At 69.1% G+C, this 18,436-nt stretch carries 10 protein-coding genes and 2 pseudogenes; 8 read left to right on the top strand and 4 right to left on the bottom strand.

Annotation, left to right across the window (positions count from 1 at the left end; translation table 11 throughout):
- Positions 1-136: 136 nt before the first annotated feature.
- On the top strand, positions 137-316 hold the full coding sequence (locus AB5J55_RS32290) for a hypothetical protein (protein ID WP_369273982.1): 180 nt from the start codon (positions 137-139) through the stop codon (positions 314-316).
- Positions 313-2,118 (top strand): ATP-binding protein, encoded by a 1,806-nt coding sequence (locus AB5J55_RS32295; protein WP_369273983.1) that lies wholly within the window; start codon positions 313-315, stop codon positions 2,116-2,118. Before AB5J55_RS32290 ends, AB5J55_RS32295 begins: the two co-directional genes overlap by 4 nt.
- On the opposite strand, the gene AB5J55_RS32300 is transcribed toward AB5J55_RS32295, so the two are convergent.
- Together AB5J55_RS32300 and AB5J55_RS32305 are read right to left on the bottom strand one after the other, a co-directional pair.
- A complete protein-coding gene (locus AB5J55_RS32300) occupies positions 2,115-4,814 on the bottom strand; it encodes a SpoIIE family protein phosphatase (RefSeq protein ID WP_369273984.1) in 2,700 nt (899 codons plus the stop codon). The two genes, AB5J55_RS32295 and AB5J55_RS32300, sit on opposite strands and share 4 nt — an antisense overlap.
- 83 nt (positions 4,815-4,897) lie before the next feature.
- Entirely contained in the window at positions 4,898-5,062 is a 165-nt protein-coding gene (locus AB5J55_RS32305; RefSeq protein WP_369273985.1) for a hypothetical protein, read from the bottom strand.
- A 744-nt stretch (positions 5,063-5,806) separates the two neighbouring features.
- Between AB5J55_RS32305 and AB5J55_RS32310 the strand changes: the two genes are divergently transcribed.
- A complete protein-coding gene (locus AB5J55_RS32310) occupies positions 5,807-6,907 on the top strand; it encodes a lytic polysaccharide monooxygenase (protein WP_369273986.1) in 1,101 nt (366 codons plus the stop codon).
- A 373-nt stretch (positions 6,908-7,280) separates the two neighbouring features.
- Positions 7,281-8,713 (top strand): annotated as a pseudogene (locus AB5J55_RS32315) (glycoside hydrolase domain-containing protein); the annotation flags it as partial.
- A gap of 16 nt (positions 8,714-8,729) precedes the next feature.
- On the opposite strand, the pseudogene AB5J55_RS32320 reads toward AB5J55_RS32315, so the two are convergent.
- Positions 8,730-9,388, bottom strand: a pseudogene (locus AB5J55_RS32320) (alpha-glucuronidase); the annotation flags it as partial.
- Positions 9,389-9,408: 20 nt separating this feature from the next.
- The gene (locus tag AB5J55_RS32325; RefSeq protein ID WP_369273987.1) at positions 9,409-13,209 is read right to left on the bottom strand and encodes a GH92 family glycosyl hydrolase; all 3,801 of its coding nucleotides are present in this window, start codon (positions 13,207-13,209) and stop codon (positions 9,409-9,411) included.
- 354 nt (positions 13,210-13,563) lie between these two features.
- Between AB5J55_RS32325 and ngcE the strand changes: the two genes are divergently transcribed.
- The 4 genes from ngcE (at position 13,564) to AB5J55_RS32345 (ending at position 18,358) form a co-directional block, all read left to right on the top strand.
- Positions 13,564-15,027 carry an N-acetylglucosamine/diacetylchitobiose ABC transporter substrate-binding protein gene (gene ngcE / locus AB5J55_RS32330; RefSeq protein WP_369273988.1) on the top strand — a complete coding sequence of 488 codons (1,464 nt, stop codon included), beginning with the start codon at positions 13,564-13,566 and terminating at the stop codon, positions 15,025-15,027.
- 51 nt (positions 15,028-15,078) lie between these two features.
- Entirely contained in the window at positions 15,079-16,002 is a 924-nt protein-coding gene (locus tag AB5J55_RS32335; protein ID WP_369273989.1) for a carbohydrate ABC transporter permease, read from the top strand.
- 14 nt (positions 16,003-16,016) lie between these two features.
- A complete protein-coding gene (locus tag AB5J55_RS32340) occupies positions 16,017-16,949 on the top strand; it encodes a carbohydrate ABC transporter permease (protein ID WP_369273990.1) in 933 nt (310 codons plus the stop codon).
- Positions 16,950-17,158: 209 nt separating this feature from the next.
- Positions 17,159-18,358 carry an ROK family transcriptional regulator gene (locus tag AB5J55_RS32345; RefSeq protein WP_328878579.1) on the top strand — a complete coding sequence of 400 codons (1,200 nt, stop codon included), beginning with the start codon at positions 17,159-17,161 and terminating at the stop codon, positions 18,356-18,358.
- The last annotated feature ends 78 nt before the right edge of the window (positions 18,359-18,436 follow it).

Here is an 18,436-nt window from a genome sequence, read left to right on the forward strand (position 1 = left end):
AGAGCCCTGCGGAGGGCCGCATCCCCGGCGACGGGGGTGCGGCCCTCCGCCATGTCCGCGCCGGGAAACCGCAGGTCATCACCCACCCTCAGGTGGAACACAGGGTTCCCTCAGCGGACCGGGACACGATCCGGACATGACTGGCACCGCAGGGTTCCGAAACGGCCGCGTCCGCGGGCTCATCGTCGACGACGAGCCCGCGCTCACCGACGTGCTCTCCTGCCGCCGCCGCAAGTTCGACAGGGGCCGGGCGGCACTGATCCACACCGTGCGCGGGCCCGGCCACGCCATCCGGCCGGTGGAGGACGGGAGATGAGCCTGCGCCCGCGTCGCATCCGACCGCAGGAGCGGACCTCCGTGCACCGCCCACGGCTGCGTACCCGCTCGCTGCGCACCCGCCTGCTCGTCCTCGTCAGCGCCACCCTCGTTCCCGTCTGCGCCACGATGGGGCTGACCACCGCCTTCGTCCAACGCGCCTACCTCATGGGCGACCTGGACGGCCGGGTCGCGGCGGCCGCCTCGCGCAGCCTGGGCGGGGCCTCGCTGCACCCGGGGATCGAGGACGACCTGGGCTTCCTCAACGAGAACGGCCACTCCACCGGCATGCTCGCCGCCCGCCTCGCGGAGGACGGCAGGATCGTGGTCGCCGAGGTCGTCAGCCAGGGCGCCGCTCCGAAGAGCCTCACGGCCGCACAGACCGCCGCTCTGGCGAACATCGCGACGGACGGCTCCAAGCACACGCGGACCGTGCCGGGGCTCGGCACCTACCGGCTCACCGCCGTCGAAAGCGGCGACGTCCGGGTACTCGCCGGGCTGCCCATGGAAGACGTCCAGCGCATGATCGGCGGACTGGTCGTCGCCGAGGCCGCCGTCGCGGTGGCCGGGCTCCTCGTGGCGGGCTGCGTCTGCACGGTGGTCATACGACGCCAGCTGCGCCCCCTGGGCCGGGTCGCCGCCACCGCCGCCGAGGTCTCCCGCGCCCTGCTCGACCGCGGCGAGGTCACCGGCCTCACCCGCGTCCCGGCCCGGGACACCGACCCCGACAGCGAGGCGGGCCAGGTCGGCGCCGCCCTCAACCGCATGATCGACCACGTCGAGTCCTCCCTCACCGCACGCCGGCGCACCGAGGAACGCATGCGCCGCTTCCTCGCCGACGCCAGCCACGAACTGCGTACCCCGCTCGCCTCGATCGCCGGGTACGCCGAACTCATGAACCGCGGCACCGGCCGGATCGAGCCGATGCTCGCCTGGCGCCGCGTCTCGGCCGAGTCGGCCCGGATGACGGGCCTGGTGGAGGACCTGTTGCTGCTGGCCCGGCTGGACGAGGGCCGTCCCCTGCAGTCCGCCGAGGTGGATGTGGCGGCGCTGGTCGCCGAGGCCGTGTGGGAGGCGCGGATCGCCGGGGGAGACCATGACTGGCAGCTCGAACTCCGCCTCGACGAGGCCCCGTTGATCCTGGGCGACGAGGCCCGGCTGCATCAGGTGGTGGCGGGCCTCCTAGCCAACGCAAGGATCCACACCCCGCCGGGCACGACGGTGGTCGCCTCCGTGGAGACCGGCGCCGGCCGCTGCGCGATCCGGGTCCGCGACGACGGCCCGGGCATCCCGCCCGACCTCCTCCCACAGGTCTTCGACCGGTTCACCCGCGCCGACACCTCCCGGGCCCGCGGTGGCCCGCGCAACGGCGGCTCCGGTCTCGGCCTCGCCATCGCGGCGGCGATCGCGTCCGCGCACGGCGGCCGTATCGACGTCGAGAGCGAGCCGGGCCGTACGCAGTTCACGATCGAACTGCCGCCCGCGGGCGCCGAGCCACCGCCGCCGGACACGGTGTCGGGGCCGTCCGTCCCGACAGCGCTTCCCGCCCTCTGCGCCGCCCGCCCGCCGGCGCGGAGCGAGGCTCTGCCGTTTGGATCAGCTCGGCGTCGCGGGCCCCGGCACGCACATCTGCCGCGTTGTCGTCGGTCGCCGACTCCCCCACTCCCGACATCGCTCGAGCGGGGGTACCCCCATCGCGTCGACTCCCTCCTCCGCCTTGCACCTGCACGCACCAGACCCCGCTCGGGTCCGCCAAGAGGAACCGATCCGCACAGCCGAGCTGATCCGCACGACGGGGCCTAGGCGTCGCCGTCCGGGTCGATCTCCGGCAGTGCCTGTTCGGCCCAGATCACCTTGCCCTGCGGGGTGTACCGGGTGCCCCAGCGTTCGGTCATCTGCGAGACCAGGAACAGGCCCCGGCCTCCCTCATCGGTCGTCGCGGCGTACCGCAGATGCGGGGAGGTGCTGCTGCCGTCGGCGACCTCGCAGATCAGCGTGCGGTCGCGGATCAGTCGCACATGGATCGGCCCGCAGCCGTAACGGATGGCGTTGGTCACGAGCTCGCTCAGCACGAGTTCCGTCGCGAAGTCCAGCTCGGACAGGCCCCACTCCGCGAGCTTCCCGGAGACGGCTTCACGCATCCCCGACACGGCGGCCGGATCGCGAGGCACGTCCCAGTCGGCGACCCGGTCCGGCGGCAGCGCCCGAGTGCGCGCGATGAGGAGAGCGACGTCGTCCTTGGGCCGGCCGGGCAGCAGTTCGTCCAGCACGGCCTGGCAGCTCTCCTCCGGCGGCCGGTCGGGGTGGCCCGTCAGCGTCTTACGGAGCAGCTCCATGCCCACGTCCAGGTCGCGCGCGCGGTCCTCCACGAGGCCGTCGGTGTACAGGACGAGCTGGGAGCCCTCGTCGAGGTCCAGCTCGGCCGTCTGGAACGGCATCCCGCCGAGGCCGAGGGGCGGCCCGGCCGGCAGTTCGGGGAAGGTCACGCTGCCGTCGCGGTGGACCAGCGCCGGTGCCAGATGCCCCGCTCGCGCCATGACGCAGCGGCGCCTCGTGGGGTCGTAGATCGCGTACAGGCAGGTGGCGCCCACGATCTCCGCGGCTGTGTCCGCGCTCGAGGACTCGTCCTGGTCGATACGGCCCACCAGGTCGTCCAGATGACTCAGCAGCTCGTCGGGTGGCAGGTCGAGCGTGGAGAAGTTGTGCACCGCGGTACGCAGCCGTCCCATCGTGGCGGCGGCGTGCAGGCCGTGGCCGACCACGTCGCCGACGACCAGCGCCACCCGGCTCCCCGGCAGCGGAATCACGTCGAACCAGTCACCGCTCACGCCCGACTGCGCCGGGATGTAGCGGTAGCCGACGTCGAGGGCGCTCTGCTCGGGCAGGGCCCGCGGCAGCAGGCTGCGCTGGAGGGTGACCGCCAAGGCGTGCTCGCGGGTGTACCGGCGGGCGTTGTCGATGCTGACGGCGGCCCGGGCCACCAGCTCCTCCGCCAGCGACAGGTCCTCCTCGTCGAAGGGGTCGTGCCCCTTGGCGCGCCAGAAGTTGGCCATGCCCAGGACGACGCCGCGAGCCCGGATCGGGGCGGTGATCAGCGAGTGGATTCCGTACTCGAGGATGTCCCGGGTGGTTTCCCGGTCCTGTTCGTGCCAGTCCGTCGCCGTCGACAGGTCGGTCACCAGCTCGGAGCGGCCGGTGCCGTAGCCGCGTCCCTGGGGTGTCGAAGGCAGGAAGTCGATCAGCCGGCCTCTTTCGTACAGCGGATGGTCGTCGCGGATGCCGCGCACGGTGACGCGTCGTATGTCCGTCGCCGTGGGGGTCGGCTCGTCACCGTGCACGACGCCGTCGGCCAGGTCCACGGTGACGAACTCGGCGAAGCGGGGGACGGCGACCTGCGCGAGTTCGTCGGCCGTGCGGATCACGTCGAGGGTGGTGCCGATGCCCAGTCCCGCGTCGTACAGCAGATCCAGCCGCTCACGGGCGAGCTGTGCCCTGCCGGACACCGCCTGGAGCTCGGTGGTGTCGCGGAGCGTCACCACTGTTCCCCTGGGGCCTCCGTCGCGGTCCGTGGTCCGTTGGTTGACCGCCAGCAGGCGTCCCCCGGCGACGTGCACCTCGTCGGTGGCCTCGCGCCCGGAGACGAGCAGTGCCACGGTTTCGGTGTCGAGGCCGGAGAGCTCCCGGACGTGCCGCCCCTCGGCGTCCGCGGACAGTTCCAGCAGCCGTCTTGCCTCGTCGTTGGCGAGGAGCAGCAGCCCGTCGTCACCGACGATGAGCACCCCTTCCCGCACGGAGTGCAGCACCGCGTCGTGGTGCTCGTACATGCGGCTCATCTCGTCCGGGGCCAGGCTGTGGGTCTGCCGTCGCAGTCGCCTGCCCACCAGCGCCATCCCGCCGGTCGACAGCACGAGCGCGCCGGCCCCGGCGCCCAGGATGATCGGCAGCTGCCGGTGCACCTGGCTGGTCACGTTCTCGACCTTCATGCCGGAGGAGACGAGGGCGGTCACCCTGCCATCGGCGTCGTGGATGGGAACCGTCGCCTGTACCTCGTGGCCCAGCGGGCCCTGGACGCTCTCGGTGTAGACCTCTCCGGCCAGCGACGGCTCGATCCGGCCCACGAACCGCTCGCCGATCCGGTCCGGGATGGGGTGGGTGTAGCGGATTCCGTTGGTGTCCATGACCACGATGAAGTCGACGCCCGCGGCCCGGCGCCCCGCCTCGGTGAGCGGCTGAAGGGCGCTCGACGGGTCTGCGGCCTGCAGCGACGCCTCGACGCCCGGAGCGTGCGCGAAGGTCTGCGCGACGGCGACGGAGCGGCGCTTGGCCTCGGCTTTGGTGTCCCGGTCCGACTGCAGGACCAGCGCCAAGACGGCGCCGGCCACGAGCAGCACCACGAGCGCCACCTGCAGCACGAAGACCTGTCCGGCGACGCTCCGGGGGCTCTTGCCGATCAGTGACCGTAGGGAGGGGCGCCCAAAACGGGCGAAACGCTCCACCATGCGGGCATTTGTAGCACTGCTCATGCCTGGTGGCTATGGCCGTCCAGTCGGTGGACGGCGTCGCGGGAGGGCATACGCCGAGGTCAGAACCCTGCGAGCGCGTCGAGGTCGATCTCGATCGGGAAGGGCGGCTCGGTGACCAGCTTGTCGTAGTGCACCGGGTGCGACGGCGCGGGGAAGTAGGAAAGCGTGTCCGCGTTGAGCCAGTACTCGTGCCCCGCGAGCTTCTGGTCCCGGTCCAGTTCCACGCGCCAGTACTACGGGGCCCTTGTGTGCCCCGAAGAGTGCGGGCTTGCGTACGCGGTCGTCCTGGCGGGAGCCGGGGGAGACGACTTCCACTGCCAGGGCGGCCTTCGCCACCGGGATGCACTCGGCCTCGAAGAAGTTCAGCTTCCGAGGGTCGTGGACGATCGCGTCGGGTTTGGGTGTGTTCCGGTCGTCCACCATCACGCATTGCTCGGCCGGGACCCGATACGGCGACACCCGTGCGGCCTTGAGTGCGTCGGCGATGCCGTCCCGCACCTCGTTGTGCCAGTCATTGGTCTGCCCGCGAGCCACGACCACTGCGTCCGCGAGTTCCCAGTCGAAGGGCAGCTCCAAGTCCTTGACCTGGTCGAAGGTCCAGCCGTCGGCCGGCGGGAACATCCAGGTGTCCTCGGTCGCCGGTCCCCGCTGGGGCGTGGTCATCACGGCTCCCATGGACGCCGGTGTGGGCGCCGATACGCGGCGTGATCGTACGTAGGAAGGTATCGCCACCCGAACCGGCGATGCCACGCACGCCATTGACAGTTGCGAAAGGCGTTTACAGCCACGCCTCACGGCGCTACCTTCCGCAAGACGGGGTGGGAGCGCTCCCATAGAGTGGCGGACCGGAACCCGCCGCCCGGAACGCTCCCACCCCGCGCGACCGCGTGCAGCAGCCGCACACCCGCCACTGCACACCCATACGCGCGTCCACGCAGCCCGTATCTGAAGAAACGGATGTGAATGTCATGATCCTGACAAGCGGCGACTCGGGGGCGCCCACCCCGCCGCCCCGCCGATTAACACTCCCCACCCGCGCCAGAGCCCTCTTCCTCGTCCTGGTCTCCCTGCTCGCGACCATCCCGGCCGTGGCCCTGGTCATGAGCGCCGGCGGCGAGGCCGAGGCTCACGGCACGCCCATGAAGCCGGGCAGCCGGACCTTCCTGTGCCGGCAGGACGGCCTGACCGACACCGGTGAGATCAAGCCCGTGAACCCGGCCTGCCGGGCGGCTCAGCAGGTCGGCGGGACCACGCCGTTCTACAACTGGTTCTCGGTGCTGCGCTCCGACGGCGCCGGCCGCACCCGTGGCTTCGTGCCCGACGGCGAGCTGTGCAGCGGCGGCAACACCAACTTCAGCGGCTTCAACACACCGAGCAAGGACTGGCCGCTCACCCACCTCACCTCGGGTGCGACGGTCGACTTCTCCTACAACGCCTGGGCGGCGCACCCGGGTTGGTTCCACGTCTACATCACCAAGGACGGCTTCGACCCGACCCAGCCCCTCACCTGGGACGACATGGAGGAGCGGCCCTTCCTGAGCGTCGACCACCCGCCGCTCAACGGCTCCCCGGGCACGGTCGAGGCCAACTACTCCTGGAGCGGGCAGCTTCCGGCGAACAAGTCCGGCCGTCACCTCGTCTACATGGTCTGGCAGCGCTCGGACAGCGCGGAGACCTTCTACTCCTGCTCCGACATCGTCTTCGACGGCGGAAACGGCGAGGTGACCGGCATCAAGGAGCCCGGCAACCCGGCCGATCCGGTGCCCGGCGAGTGCTCCGCCACCCGTCGCACGTCCGGCAGTTGGTCCGGCGGCTACCAGTCCGAGGTGACGGTCACCAACAGCGGCGACGTGCCGATGCTCGGCTGGATGGTCGACTGGACGCTTGCGACGGGCCAGAAGGTCGAGAGCCTCTGGAGCGGCAACGCGACCTACGCCGGCCAGGACGTGATGGTCCACAACGCCGACTGGAACGGCTCCCTCGATCCGGGGGAGAGCACGACGTTCGGCTACGTCGTCTCCGGCTCCGGCGGCGACAGTACGACGACCCTGCCCTGCCGGGTGGGCTGATCCCCAGGGCCCGATCTCCCGGAGGCCGTAGCTCTGGGCGGACCCGGTGGGCGCTGAGCCGCCATCCACCGGGTCCGCGAGCCGGACGGGCCCGAGGGGGGAAGTAGGACCGTCCGGATGGTGCGTGGCTTGTGCGATGCCGCGATGCCGCGATGCCGCGATGCGACAACGTTGTCGGTTGGTCTGCACATGACTCTACCGCCTCAACGGACAACGATGTCAACTCAGTTGGGCTGCTCAGCCGTTCGGGTGCCCAGCCTGCGTGCCCTCGCGCCCACAGGCACTCTTCCGTGGCACGCGTGGCGCACGCTGCTGTCCCCGCGGCTGTGCGACCTGTGGTGCGCGACCCGTCCGAAGGAGGAGGGGCCGCGTCATGCGCTTCCGTCCCACGTCCCTGCTGCTGGCCGCGCTTCTCGCGGTCACCGGCGCCCCCCGCCCTCGCGGCGACCACCGCACCCCGGCCCTGGTCCAGGACCCCACCCCGTACGTCGATCCACTCATCGGCACCAGGAACGGCGGCGATGTGTTCCCGGGCGCCGTCACGCCGTTCGGCATGTTCTCGTTCAGCCCGGAGAACACCCGAGGCGACGCCACCCGCACTGCCGCGCCCGGCGGCTACCACTACGACGCCACCCGCATCCGGGGCTTCAGCCTCACCCACATGTCCGGCACCGGCTGCGCGGGCGGCGGCGGTGACATTCCATTCCTCCCGTACGCCGGTGAGGTCACCTCGTTCCGCGAGCGACACCAAGGACGCCGTCTACGCCTCCGACTTCAGTCACGCCGACGAGATCGCCTGGCCCGGCCGCTACAAGGTCCGCCTCGCGTCCGGCGTCACGGCCGACCCCACCGCCATCGCCCGCACCGGCTCGGCGCGCTTCACCTTCCCCCGACAAGGCCTCCTCACTGCTCGTCAGAAGCGCCAACTCCGAGGTCGGGTCGACCGATTCGACGGTCCGGATCGATCCCGCGAAGCGCACGATCTCCGGGTCGGTCACGTCCGGAAACTTCTGCGGGTACCTCGACCCCGAGGGTCAACGCGCCTACTACACCGTCCACTTCGTCGCTCGCTTCGACCGTGCCTTCAGGGCCACGGGCACCTGGCAGGACGATCACCTCAACCCCGGGTCAACTTCCGCGAGCGGCGGCACCGGCGGGTTCGCGAACGGAGGGCGGCCGGTGGCGGGCAAGGGCGCCGGCGGCTACGTCCAGTTCGCGCCCGGCACCGGACCGGTGAACGTCAAGGTCGGCATCTCGTACGTCAGCCCGGCCGGTGCCGAGGCCAACCTCGCCGCGGAGAACCCGCCGCAGCGCTCCTTCGAAGCCGTACGCGACGCCGCACGGCACGCCTGGCGCGAGCGCCTGTCCGCGATCCGCGTCGGTGGCGGCACGGACGGCGAGCGCACCACCTTCTGCACCGCGCTCTACCACTCCCTCCTCCACCCGAACGTCATCAGCGACACCGACCGCCGATACCGCGGCCCCGACGGCAAGGTTCACACCGTCAGCCGCGGCCACCGGGCCCAGTACGGCACCTTCTCCGGCTGGGACGGCACGGACTTCGATCTGCGCGGGGCGCTGAGCTCACTCGTGAAGGCGGCGACCGTTCCCACCGACGAAGATCCGTCGCCGGCCGGGAAGCCGGTGCTGTCCGTCGGTCAGCGGCCGTCCCTGGACAAGTAGCTCAAGCACCACTCCATGCCGTCCGTGTCGAACGCGTGGGGCGGTGCCGCCGAGACGCTGGCGATGTCCGGCGCCGACTTCACCCTCTCCCGACTCGCCGCCGAGGCAGGGCAGAAGGACACAGAGACGACCTCCGCCCGAGGTGGGTGCCGGTGCCGTACGACCGCAACGCGCCCGCGATGTCGGCGACTTCACCGATCCGGTCCGTGAGGAGATGCGCCTCGGTCTCGTGCACGTTGACGTTGCTCACCGCCACGGCGTTGATCCCGCACGCCGCCAGGAGCCTGCCGTACGCCCGCACCCGCCCCGCAGTTCACCGCGCGCCCGGCCGTCCGCCCAGAACAGCGAACCGCCGGCGTACCAGCGCTCCACCTGGCCCATCACCGGGTGGACCGCGACGTTGTCCCAGTGGTCGAGCATCCGTAGCGCCAACGCCGGTGCGTGCCCCTCGCGTTGACGATCGCGGCGGCGCGGGCTCCCCGAGCCGCACGGCAAGGAAGAGGCCGTACAGCAGCCCGGACGCGCCGGACGCGGTGACGGTCGTACGGCCGTCACCGCGTCCGAAGGTGTAGGTCTCGCCGCCCTCGGTGCCGGTCAGTTCCAGCACCAGGTCGTAGGGACCGGGTTCGGGGCCGCCGCGCTGTCGCGCGAGACGCCTCCCCCGAACCGTCCGCAGGCCTCTGCCACTTCTGCGTGGACCGTGTCCACCATGGGACCCGAACCGCGGATCAGCGTCCGCCGGGTGCCGATCGGCCGGAACGCCTCGTCCGGCAGCCAGGCCGGATCGACACCCTGCATGAGGCCCCCAATGCACCTGCTCAGGCGAGCAGTTCGACTTCCGACACCACCGCCTCACCGTCGAGCACCAGGCGGTACTTCCCGTACGTACCCGGTGACCCCACGGAGAACGCCCGTGTCTGCCGGTCCCAGGCGAAGGACTGCCCGGAGCGCTCGTCGAGGGTCCGCCATGTTGTGCCGTCGTTCGACCCCTGGAGCTTCCAGCCGGTCGGAGCCTTCGCCCGCTCGGCCGGCGACGTCAGCGTGTACTGCACGGCCTTGGTGCGCTCCGGCACCGGCAGCTCCAGCGAGGCGACACTCGCCTGCGTCGCCGAGGTGTTGTCGAACAGCGCGCCGTCGCCCTTCAGCACGTCCGTCCGCGGCGTCGGCACCTCGTCGTCCTCGGTGATCGACACCGGAGCGGCGTTCTTGCCGGTGCCCCAAGTGGAGGGCCGCGGGCCCATGTCGAACTCCAGGACGCCGCCCTTCGCGATGAGCGAGTGGGGGAGCGAAGTCGACTTCCACGGTGCGCCGTTGACCTCCAGGCCCTGCACATAGACATTGCGGGCGCTGTTCTTCGGCGCCTTGACGACCAGCTTGCGGCCGTTCTCCAGCTGAACCGTCGCCTTGGTGAACAGGGGCGACCCGATCGCGTACTCGCCACTGCCCATCACCAGCGGATAGAAGCCCAGCGCGGAGAAGAGGAACCAGGCCGACTGCTCGCCGTTGTCCTCGTCGCCGTGGTAGCCCTGTCCGATCTCGCTGCCGACGTACAGCCGGGACAGCACCTCGCGGACGTTCTTCTGCGCCTTCCAGGGCTGCCCTGCGGCGTTGTACATGTAGTTCGCGTGGTGGGCGACCTGGTTGGAGTGGCCGTACATGCCCATCCGGACGTCCCGTGCCTCCGTCATCTCGTGGATGACGCCGCCGTAGGAGCCGACGAAGTCGGGCGAGGCCGTCTCCGGGGTGGCGAAGTACTCGTCGAGCTTGTCCCCGAGGCCGCTACGGCCGCCGTAGAGGTTGGCCAGGCCCCGGCTGTCCTGCGGGGCGGTGAAGGCATAGCCCCACCCGTTCGTCTCCGTGTAGTCGTAGCCCCACACACGCGGGTCGTACTTCGAGGACTCGACGCGCCAGTCGCCCTTCTCGTCGCGGCCCTGGAAGAAGCCGGCCTTGGGGTCGAAGAGGTTCACATAGTCCCGGGCACGGTTGAGGAAGTACTCGGACTCCTCCTTGTAGCGCTTGTCGCCGGTCTTCTTGTACAGCGCCTGGCCCATGCGGGCGATGCCGTAGTCGTTGAGGTAGCCCTCCAGCGCCCACGACAGGCCCTCGTGGGTCTCGGTGCTCGTGTAGCCGAGGAAGGGCGAGGTCGCCATGCCCTTGCGGCCCACACCGGACGACGGGGGCACCACGGTCGCGTTCTTCACGGCGGCGTCGTATGCCGACTTCGCGTCGAAGTCCACGCCCTTGACGTACGCGTCCGCGAAGGCGACATCCGACGACGTGCCCGTCATGAGGTCCGCGTAGCCGGGGGAGGACCAGCGGGAGGTCCAGCCGCCGTCCTTGTACTGCTGGACGAAGCCGTCGACCATCTCACCCGCCTGGCTCGGCGTGAGGAGCGAGTACGCCGGCCAGGTCGTGCGGTAGGTGTCCCAGAAACCGTTGTTGACGTACACCTTGCCGTCCACGATCTTCGCGCCGGTGTGCGTCGGGGTGTCAGGGTTCGGCATCGGCGAGAACGGCGACGCGTACTGGTACTTCGAACCGACCTTCTCGAAGCCCGAGTTGGGGTACAGGTACAGCCGGTACAGGCTGGAGTACAGCGTGGTCAGCTGGTCCTGCGTCGCGCCCTCCACCTCGACCTTGCCGAGCAGCTTGTCCCACTGGCGCTGGGCGCGCGACTTCACCGTCTCGAAGGAGGCGCCGTCGACCTCCTGGCGCAGGTTGTCCTTCGCCTGGTCGACGCTGATGAGCGAGGTGGCCAGGCGGAGCGTCACGGTGCGGTCGTCACCGGCGTCGAAGCGCAGGTGGCCCTTCACCCCACTGGAGGAGCCCTCGGTCACCGGCTTGTCGAAAGTGCCGTACACGAACAGCCGGGTCGCACCCGTCGACAGCCCGGACTTCACGTCCGAGTAGCCGGCGAAGGTCCCGCTCTCCTTGTCGAGCGTGAGCCCCGCCTGATCCGTCACGTTGTCGAAGAGGACGCTCGCGTCGTCACCCGGGTAGGTGAAGCGCAGCACCGCCGCATGGTCGGTCGGCGCCATCTCCGCCTTGAGCCCGTTCTCGAACCGCACCCCGTAGTAGTACGGCCGCGCGGTCTCGTTCTCGTGCCGGAAGGCCAGCTCGCGCGCCTCGCGTCCGGTGTCCGGGGTGCCGGATGCGGCCGACGGCATCACCTGGAACGTCTGCCGGTCACCCATCCAGGGGCTGGGCTCGTGGCTGGCGCTGAACGCCTGGATCGTCGGCAGGTTGTCGTCATTGTTCGCGCGGGCGTAGTCGTACAGCCAGCTCAAGGAGCCCGCGTTCGTCACCGGCGTCCAGAAGTTGAAGCCGTGCGGAACGGCGGTCGCCGGGAAGTTGTTGCCGCGCGAGAAGCCGCCGCTGGAGAGGGTGCCGCGGGTGGTGAGCGCGTAGTCCGACTTGTGGGCCTTCGGCTTCTCCGGCGCGACGGTCTTCAGCGTGATGTCGTCCAGCCAGCCCCGGAACCTCGCCGGGCCCTTGGGGGAGTCGTACGCCACGAGTATCCGGTCGACCGTCTTGCCCGCCGCGACCGACCCGATCCGCGAGGCGACGGCGTTCCACTGGTTGACGTACAGCACCTTGGCCGCGCCCTGGCCGCGCGGGGAGAGCGGGAAGCCGTGCTGGTCGGTGGCGCCCAGGTCGCTGAGGGAGGTGCCGTCGGTGAAGACCAGGTCGACGGAGACGTTCGTGGCGTCGTAGTCGCGGTCGCCGTCCGCCATCGACGGGAAGACGCGGTACGACAGCCGGGTGTCGCGGCCGACGGCCACGTTCACGTCGTAGACCTTGTTGTACGAGTACGCCTGCCCGTCCGCCGTGTGCCGGCCGGCGTAGCGCAGCGCTCGCTTTCCGGTGAAGCCGGCGCCCGCCTTCGCGGTCGGGGAGCCGCTCGGGCCGCGGTCGACGAGGGAGAGCATGTCCTGCGGGACCGGGCCGTCGCTGCCGCCCGTGGAGAACTGGACGTCGGCGAGCTGGAGGATGTCGGAGGCGCCGTTGTTCTGGGTGACTTCCAGCCGGAAGTGCTGGTATTCGGCCGGTTCCGAGAGGTCGTACGTCTTTGTCTGGAACCGTTCGGTGAACGTCTCGCCGGAGCGGGTGTCGAGGGTCTTCCAGTCCTTGCCGTCCGTGGAGCCCTTCAGGGTCCAGTCCCGCGGGTCACGTTCGGCGTAGTCGTTGGCCGAGGTGAGCGCGTATTTCGCGATTTTCATCGGTTTGTCAAGGTCGAATTCCACCCATCCGGTGGATGCGAAGACCAGCCACTTGCTGCTCGACTCCCCGTCGGAGAGGTTCTCCTTGACCTCGCCGCCGCCGGTGTTCTCGCCGCTGGCCCGGACGTCGGTGACGTGGTCGGTCACATTGCCCGGAATGCCACTGCTGTAGCCGCCGTCGACGCCCGAGGCGCGCTTGCCGCCGTCCGGGGCGGTGTCGACGGTATTGAGCCAGTCGGGTGCCGGATCATCCGCCTCGAACGAGGAGGCGAAACTCCGGTCGGCCGCCGCGGGGGCCTCGGGCAGGGCGACCGCCGCGCCCTGCGAGCCCACGGTCAAAGCAAAGGCGGTCGCCGACACGACCGCCGTACCCCATCTGTGCCGAGCTCTCTGCTGCATAAGCCGGTACCCTCCCTGCGCACGGGACAACGTTGTCAACTTCGCTGCGCAAGGATCAGTTGTGGCTCAAGTGCCGGGTATTGTCAAGGGTGTTGGGTGCGGCATACGGGGCCTATGTCGCGGATTATTCCGGGCAAGCTGCGCACAGGCCGCTCATATTTCTGCGAGGTCTCAACTCGGAAAAGACCATCGGCCAACCTTGCATTCGATCTTGCTCCGCTGGCGGGAAGTGGACTATACCTGTCGGCACTTCACATGATTCCGCACTTCCTGCACAACCCAGCGTGACCCGACCGCGGTGCCGGGGAGGATCCGGTTCACCGCCTGAGTCCTGGAGAAGGCGAGGACTTGAGCATGGGATCCACTTCCGGCGAGAACCCTGAGAACAACGGCTCCGCAAGCGTGGGGCGTCGCGATCTGATCAGGCGGTCCGCCGCCCTCGGTCTGATCTCCGTACCGACCATGAGTTTCCTCTCCGCGTGTGCCACCGGCGGGGGCGGCAGCGACGAGGAGAGCAAGGCCCCGGGCGGCGCGAAGTCCGCCACCAACCCCCTCGGGGTCAAGGAGGGCACCGCGCTGGAGGCGTTCATCTTCAAGGGCGGCCTGGGCGACCAGTACGCCAAGGACGCCGAGGCCGACTACAAGGCCAAGTACAAGGCCGAGGTCAAGCACACCGGCACCCAGCAGGTCGGCCCGAAGCTGACCCCGCGGTTCGCCGGCGGCAACCCGCCGGACGTCATCGACAACTCCGGCGCCGACCACCTGGACATGAACAAGCTGTCCACGCAGGGCCAGCTCCAGGACCTCAAGGCGCTGCTCGACGCGCCCTCGCTGGACGACGCGAGCAAGAAGATCTCGGACGTCATCCACCCGAGCACCATCGAGAAGGGCAAGCACGGCGACACCTTCGACGTGCTCTACTACGCCTTCACCATCTACGGCACCTGGTACTCGCAGAAGGCCCTCGACGACAACGGCTGGGAGTACCCCAAGACCCTCGACGAGATGGTCAAGCTCTGCGGCGAGATCAAGAAGAAGGGCATCGCGCCCTGGACGTACGCCGGAAAGTATCCGTACTACGTCCACTTCAACCTGTTCGCGCAGATCGCGAAGATCGGTGGCATGGAGGGCTGGATCGCCATCGACAACCTGGAGCCGAACGCCTGGACCAGCAACGACGCGGTCAAGCAGGTCGTCGAGCACTACGAGGAGCTGGCCGCCAAGAAGTACTTCCTCCAGGGCAGCCAGGGCCTGACGCACATTCAGTCGCAGACCGCCTGGAACAAGGGCAAGGCCGTGTTCATCCCCAACGGCTCCTGGGTGGAGAACGAGGCCGCTCCGACCACGCCCAAGGACTTCGGGATGTCCGTCGGCGCCCTGTTCGACGGCTCCGCCGGCGACAAGCTGCCGAACGGCACCCTGCGCGCCGAACCCAGCGAGCCGTACATCGTGTCCGCCAAGGGCAAGAACCCGGCCGGCGGTATGGAACTGCTGCGCATCATGCTCTCCAAGAAGCACGCGCAGAACTTCGCCACCAAGGTCAAGTCGCTCACCTGTGTGGTCGACGCGACCGAGGGCATGACTCTCTCGCCGGGCCTCGCCTCGGCGAGCAAGGCGTTCAAGGACGCCGGCGACAACATCATCAGCCTCCAGCTCCAGGAGTGGTACCCCTCGCTCACCGACGAGAAGATCGGCGGTCTCACCGGGCAGCTGCTCACCGGTGAACTCAAGGCGGCCGACTGGATCAAGAAGACGCAGGAATACGCCGACGCCGTCCGGAAGGACGACTCGGTGAAGAAGTTCACGCGCGAGAAGTAAGAGTCCGGTCCGGCACAACGGCACTCGAAGGGGAAGGGGCCGGGAAGCACCATGCAACACGGCAAATACCGATTCATCGTGGGCTTCCTGGCCCTGCCCGTCATCGTCTACGCGGTCTTTGTGATCTCGCCGTTCGTCCAGGCGTTCCAGATCTCGCTGACCGACTGGTCGGGCCTGGTCGGCACGGCGAAGTTCGTCGGCTTGGAGAACTTCGAAAAGCTCTGGCACAACGAGGACTTCTGGAACGCGCTGTGGCACAACGTCTACATGCTGATCGCGGTGCCGATCGTGACGCTGGGACTCGGCCTGTTCTTCGCGTTCATGCTGAATGTCGGCGGAAAGCGACGTAAGAACGAAGTCATCACCGGTGTCGCCGGATCGAAGTTCTACCGTTTCGTCTTCTTCTTCCCGCAGGTCATTTCCATCACCATCATCGCCGTCATCTGGTTCAACATCTACAACCCGGACCCGACGGACGGCATGCTCAACTCCCTGCTGGGCGCGGTCGGACTGGACGGCTGGCAGAACGCGTGGCTGGGCGAGAAGAGCCTCGCCCTGCTGTGCATCATGGCGGTGATGATCTGGTCCCACGTCGGCTTCTACGTCGTGCTGTTCTCGGCGGCGATGGCCTCCATCCCGCGGGACATCTACGAGGCGGCGCTGCTCGACGGCGCGGGCCGCTTCCCCACCTTCTTCAGGATCACCCTGCCACTGCTGTGGGACACCGTGCAGACCGGCTGGGTGTACATGGGCATCATCGCCCTGGACGGCTTCGCCCTGGTACAGATCATGTCGGTCAACATGGGCGGCCCCGACGGCGCCACGGACGTCATGCCGCTGCGCCTGTATCTGACGGCGTTCCGCGACAGCCAGTTCGGCTACGCGTCCGCGATGGGCGTCGCGATGCTCATCGTCACCATGACGTTCGCAGTGCTCACCCTGCGCTTCGCGCGGCGTGAGCGGATCGAGTTCTAGGGGTACGGGGCGACATGACGACCGACACGAACACCGGCACGGTCACCAAGACGGACGAGGCGGACCGTCCGAGCCTCACCAAGAAGCTCGGCGCGACCGACGGCCGCAGCTCCGAGGGCGGCATCCTGCACGTCTTCTCGCACGGCATGCTCGTCCTGTGGGCGCTGATGGTCGGCGTGCCGCTGCTGTGGGTGCTGTGGAGCTCCTTCAAGACGAGCAACGGCATCCTCTCGGACCCGTGGGGGCTGCCGACCTCGTTGCACTTCGAGAACTGGGCCAACGCCTGGAACAAGGCGAACATGGGCCAGTACTTCCTCAACACCGCCATCGTGGTGGGCGGTTCGGTGGTCGGCACCATGGTGCTGGGCTCGATGGCCGCCTACGTGCTGGCCCGCTTCACCTTCCCGGGCAACCGGTTCATCTACTTCATGTTCGTGGCCGGCATGTCCTTCCCGGTCTTCATGCTGGTCATCCCGCTGTTCTTCGTGCTGCGGGACTTCCCCGGCAGCTCGCTTCTGGCGACCTACCACGGGCTGATCCTCGTCTACATCGCCTATTCGCTGCCGTTCACGGTCTTCTTCATGACCGCGTTCTTCCGCACCCTGCCGACCTCGGTCGCGGAGGCTGCGTTGATCGACGGGGCGTCGCACACGCGAACGTTCTTCCAGGTGATGGTGCCGATGGCCAAGCCGGGTCTGATCAGCATCGGCATCTTCAACTTCCTGGGGCAGTGGAACCAGTACCTGCTGCCGATGGTCCTCAACCAGAACGAGGACAAGTACGTGCTCACCCAGGGCCTGGCCATGATCGCGCTGCAGCAGGGCTACGAGAACGACTGGGGCGCACTGATGGCCGGCATGATGATCGCGATGCTGCCGGTGCTGATCGTCTACTTCATCTTCCAACGACAGGTACAGGCGGGACTGACGGCCGGTGCGCTGAAGTAAACGCTCTCTGTCGGCCCCACCGTAAGCACCGCGTCACCCCACGTCACACGTGAGCCGTCCCACACCGGGGCGGCTCACGCGCGCGTGGGCACATTCCCGGATCCGGTTCAACCTCTTGACGGGAGGCAACCCGAACGGCTCAGCTTAGAGTTCACTAGTTGGACACGGACGGGGCCTCATCGAAGCGGTCCCGCGCGCAGGAGGTCGTCGTGGAGACTCCGGGGTCGCAGTCGTCGCTGCACCGAGCCAACCTGGAGCGGGTCGTCCGGGCCGTCCGGCTGGCCGGATCGCTCACCCAGGCGGAGATCGCCAGGACCACGGGTCTGTCGGCGGCGACGGTCTCCAACATCGTCCGCGAGCTCAAGGACGGCGGCACGGTCGAGGTCACGCCCACCTCGGCGGGTGGCCGCCGGGCCCGCAGCGTCTCCCTGAGCGGTGACGCCGGGATCGTCATAGGGGTCGACTTCGGGCATACCCATTTGCGGGTCGCGGTCGGGAACCTCGCCCACCAGGTGCTGGCCGAGGAGGCCGAGCCGCTGGACGTGGACGCCTCCTCGACGCAGGGCTTCGACCGGGCCGAGGAGCTGGTCAACCGGCTGATCGCGGCGACCGGCGTCGACCGGTCCAAGATCGCCGGGGTGGGCCTCGGCGTGCCCGGCCCGATCGACGTGGAATCCGGCACCCTCGGCTCGACCGCCATCCTGCCCGGCTGGACCGGCACCAAGCCCGCCGAGGAACTGCGCGGCCGGCTGGGCGTACCCGTGCACGTGGACAACGACGCCAACCTGGGCGCCCTGGGCGAGCTGGTCTGGGGCAGCGGACGGGGCGTGCGGGACCTGGCGTACATCAAGGTCGCCAGCGGTGTCGGCGCCGGCCTCGTGATCAGCGGCAAGATCTACCGAGGCCCGGGCGGCACAGCGGGAGAAATCGGGCATATTACTCTGGATGAATCCGGCCCGGTCTGCCGCTGCGGAAACCGGGGCTGCCTGGAGACCTTCGCGGCCGCGCGCTATGTGCTCCCGCTGCTCCAGTCCAGCCACGGCACCGACCTCACCATGGAGGGCGTCGTACGTCTGGCCAGGGACGGAGACCCGGGCTGCCGTCGCGTGATCGCCGACGTCGGCCGCCACATCGGCAGTGGAGTCGCGAATCTCTGCAACCTCCTGAACCCGAGCCGCGTGGTCCTCGGCGGTGATCTCGCCGAGGCCGGTGAGCTGGTCCTCGGGCCCATCCGGGAGTCCGTCGGCCGCTACGCCATCCCCAGCGCGGCGCGCCAACTGTCCGTTCTCCCCGGGGCACTTGGCGGTCGTGCGGAAGTGCTCGGAGCCCTCGCGCTCGCGCTCAGCGAGATGGGGGATTCAACCCTTTTGGACAGCACGCTGCACGCGGCCACGCCTGCCTTCACTTAGAGAACGTATGGCACCGTTGCCAACCCGTTAAGGATTTACTTCTTGACGTCGCACGTGTGGCCGAGTTGACTTCCAGCC

The organism is Streptomyces sp. R11, from assembly GCF_041051905.1.
Classification (GTDB): Bacteria; Actinomycetota; Actinomycetes; order Streptomycetales; family Streptomycetaceae; genus Streptomyces.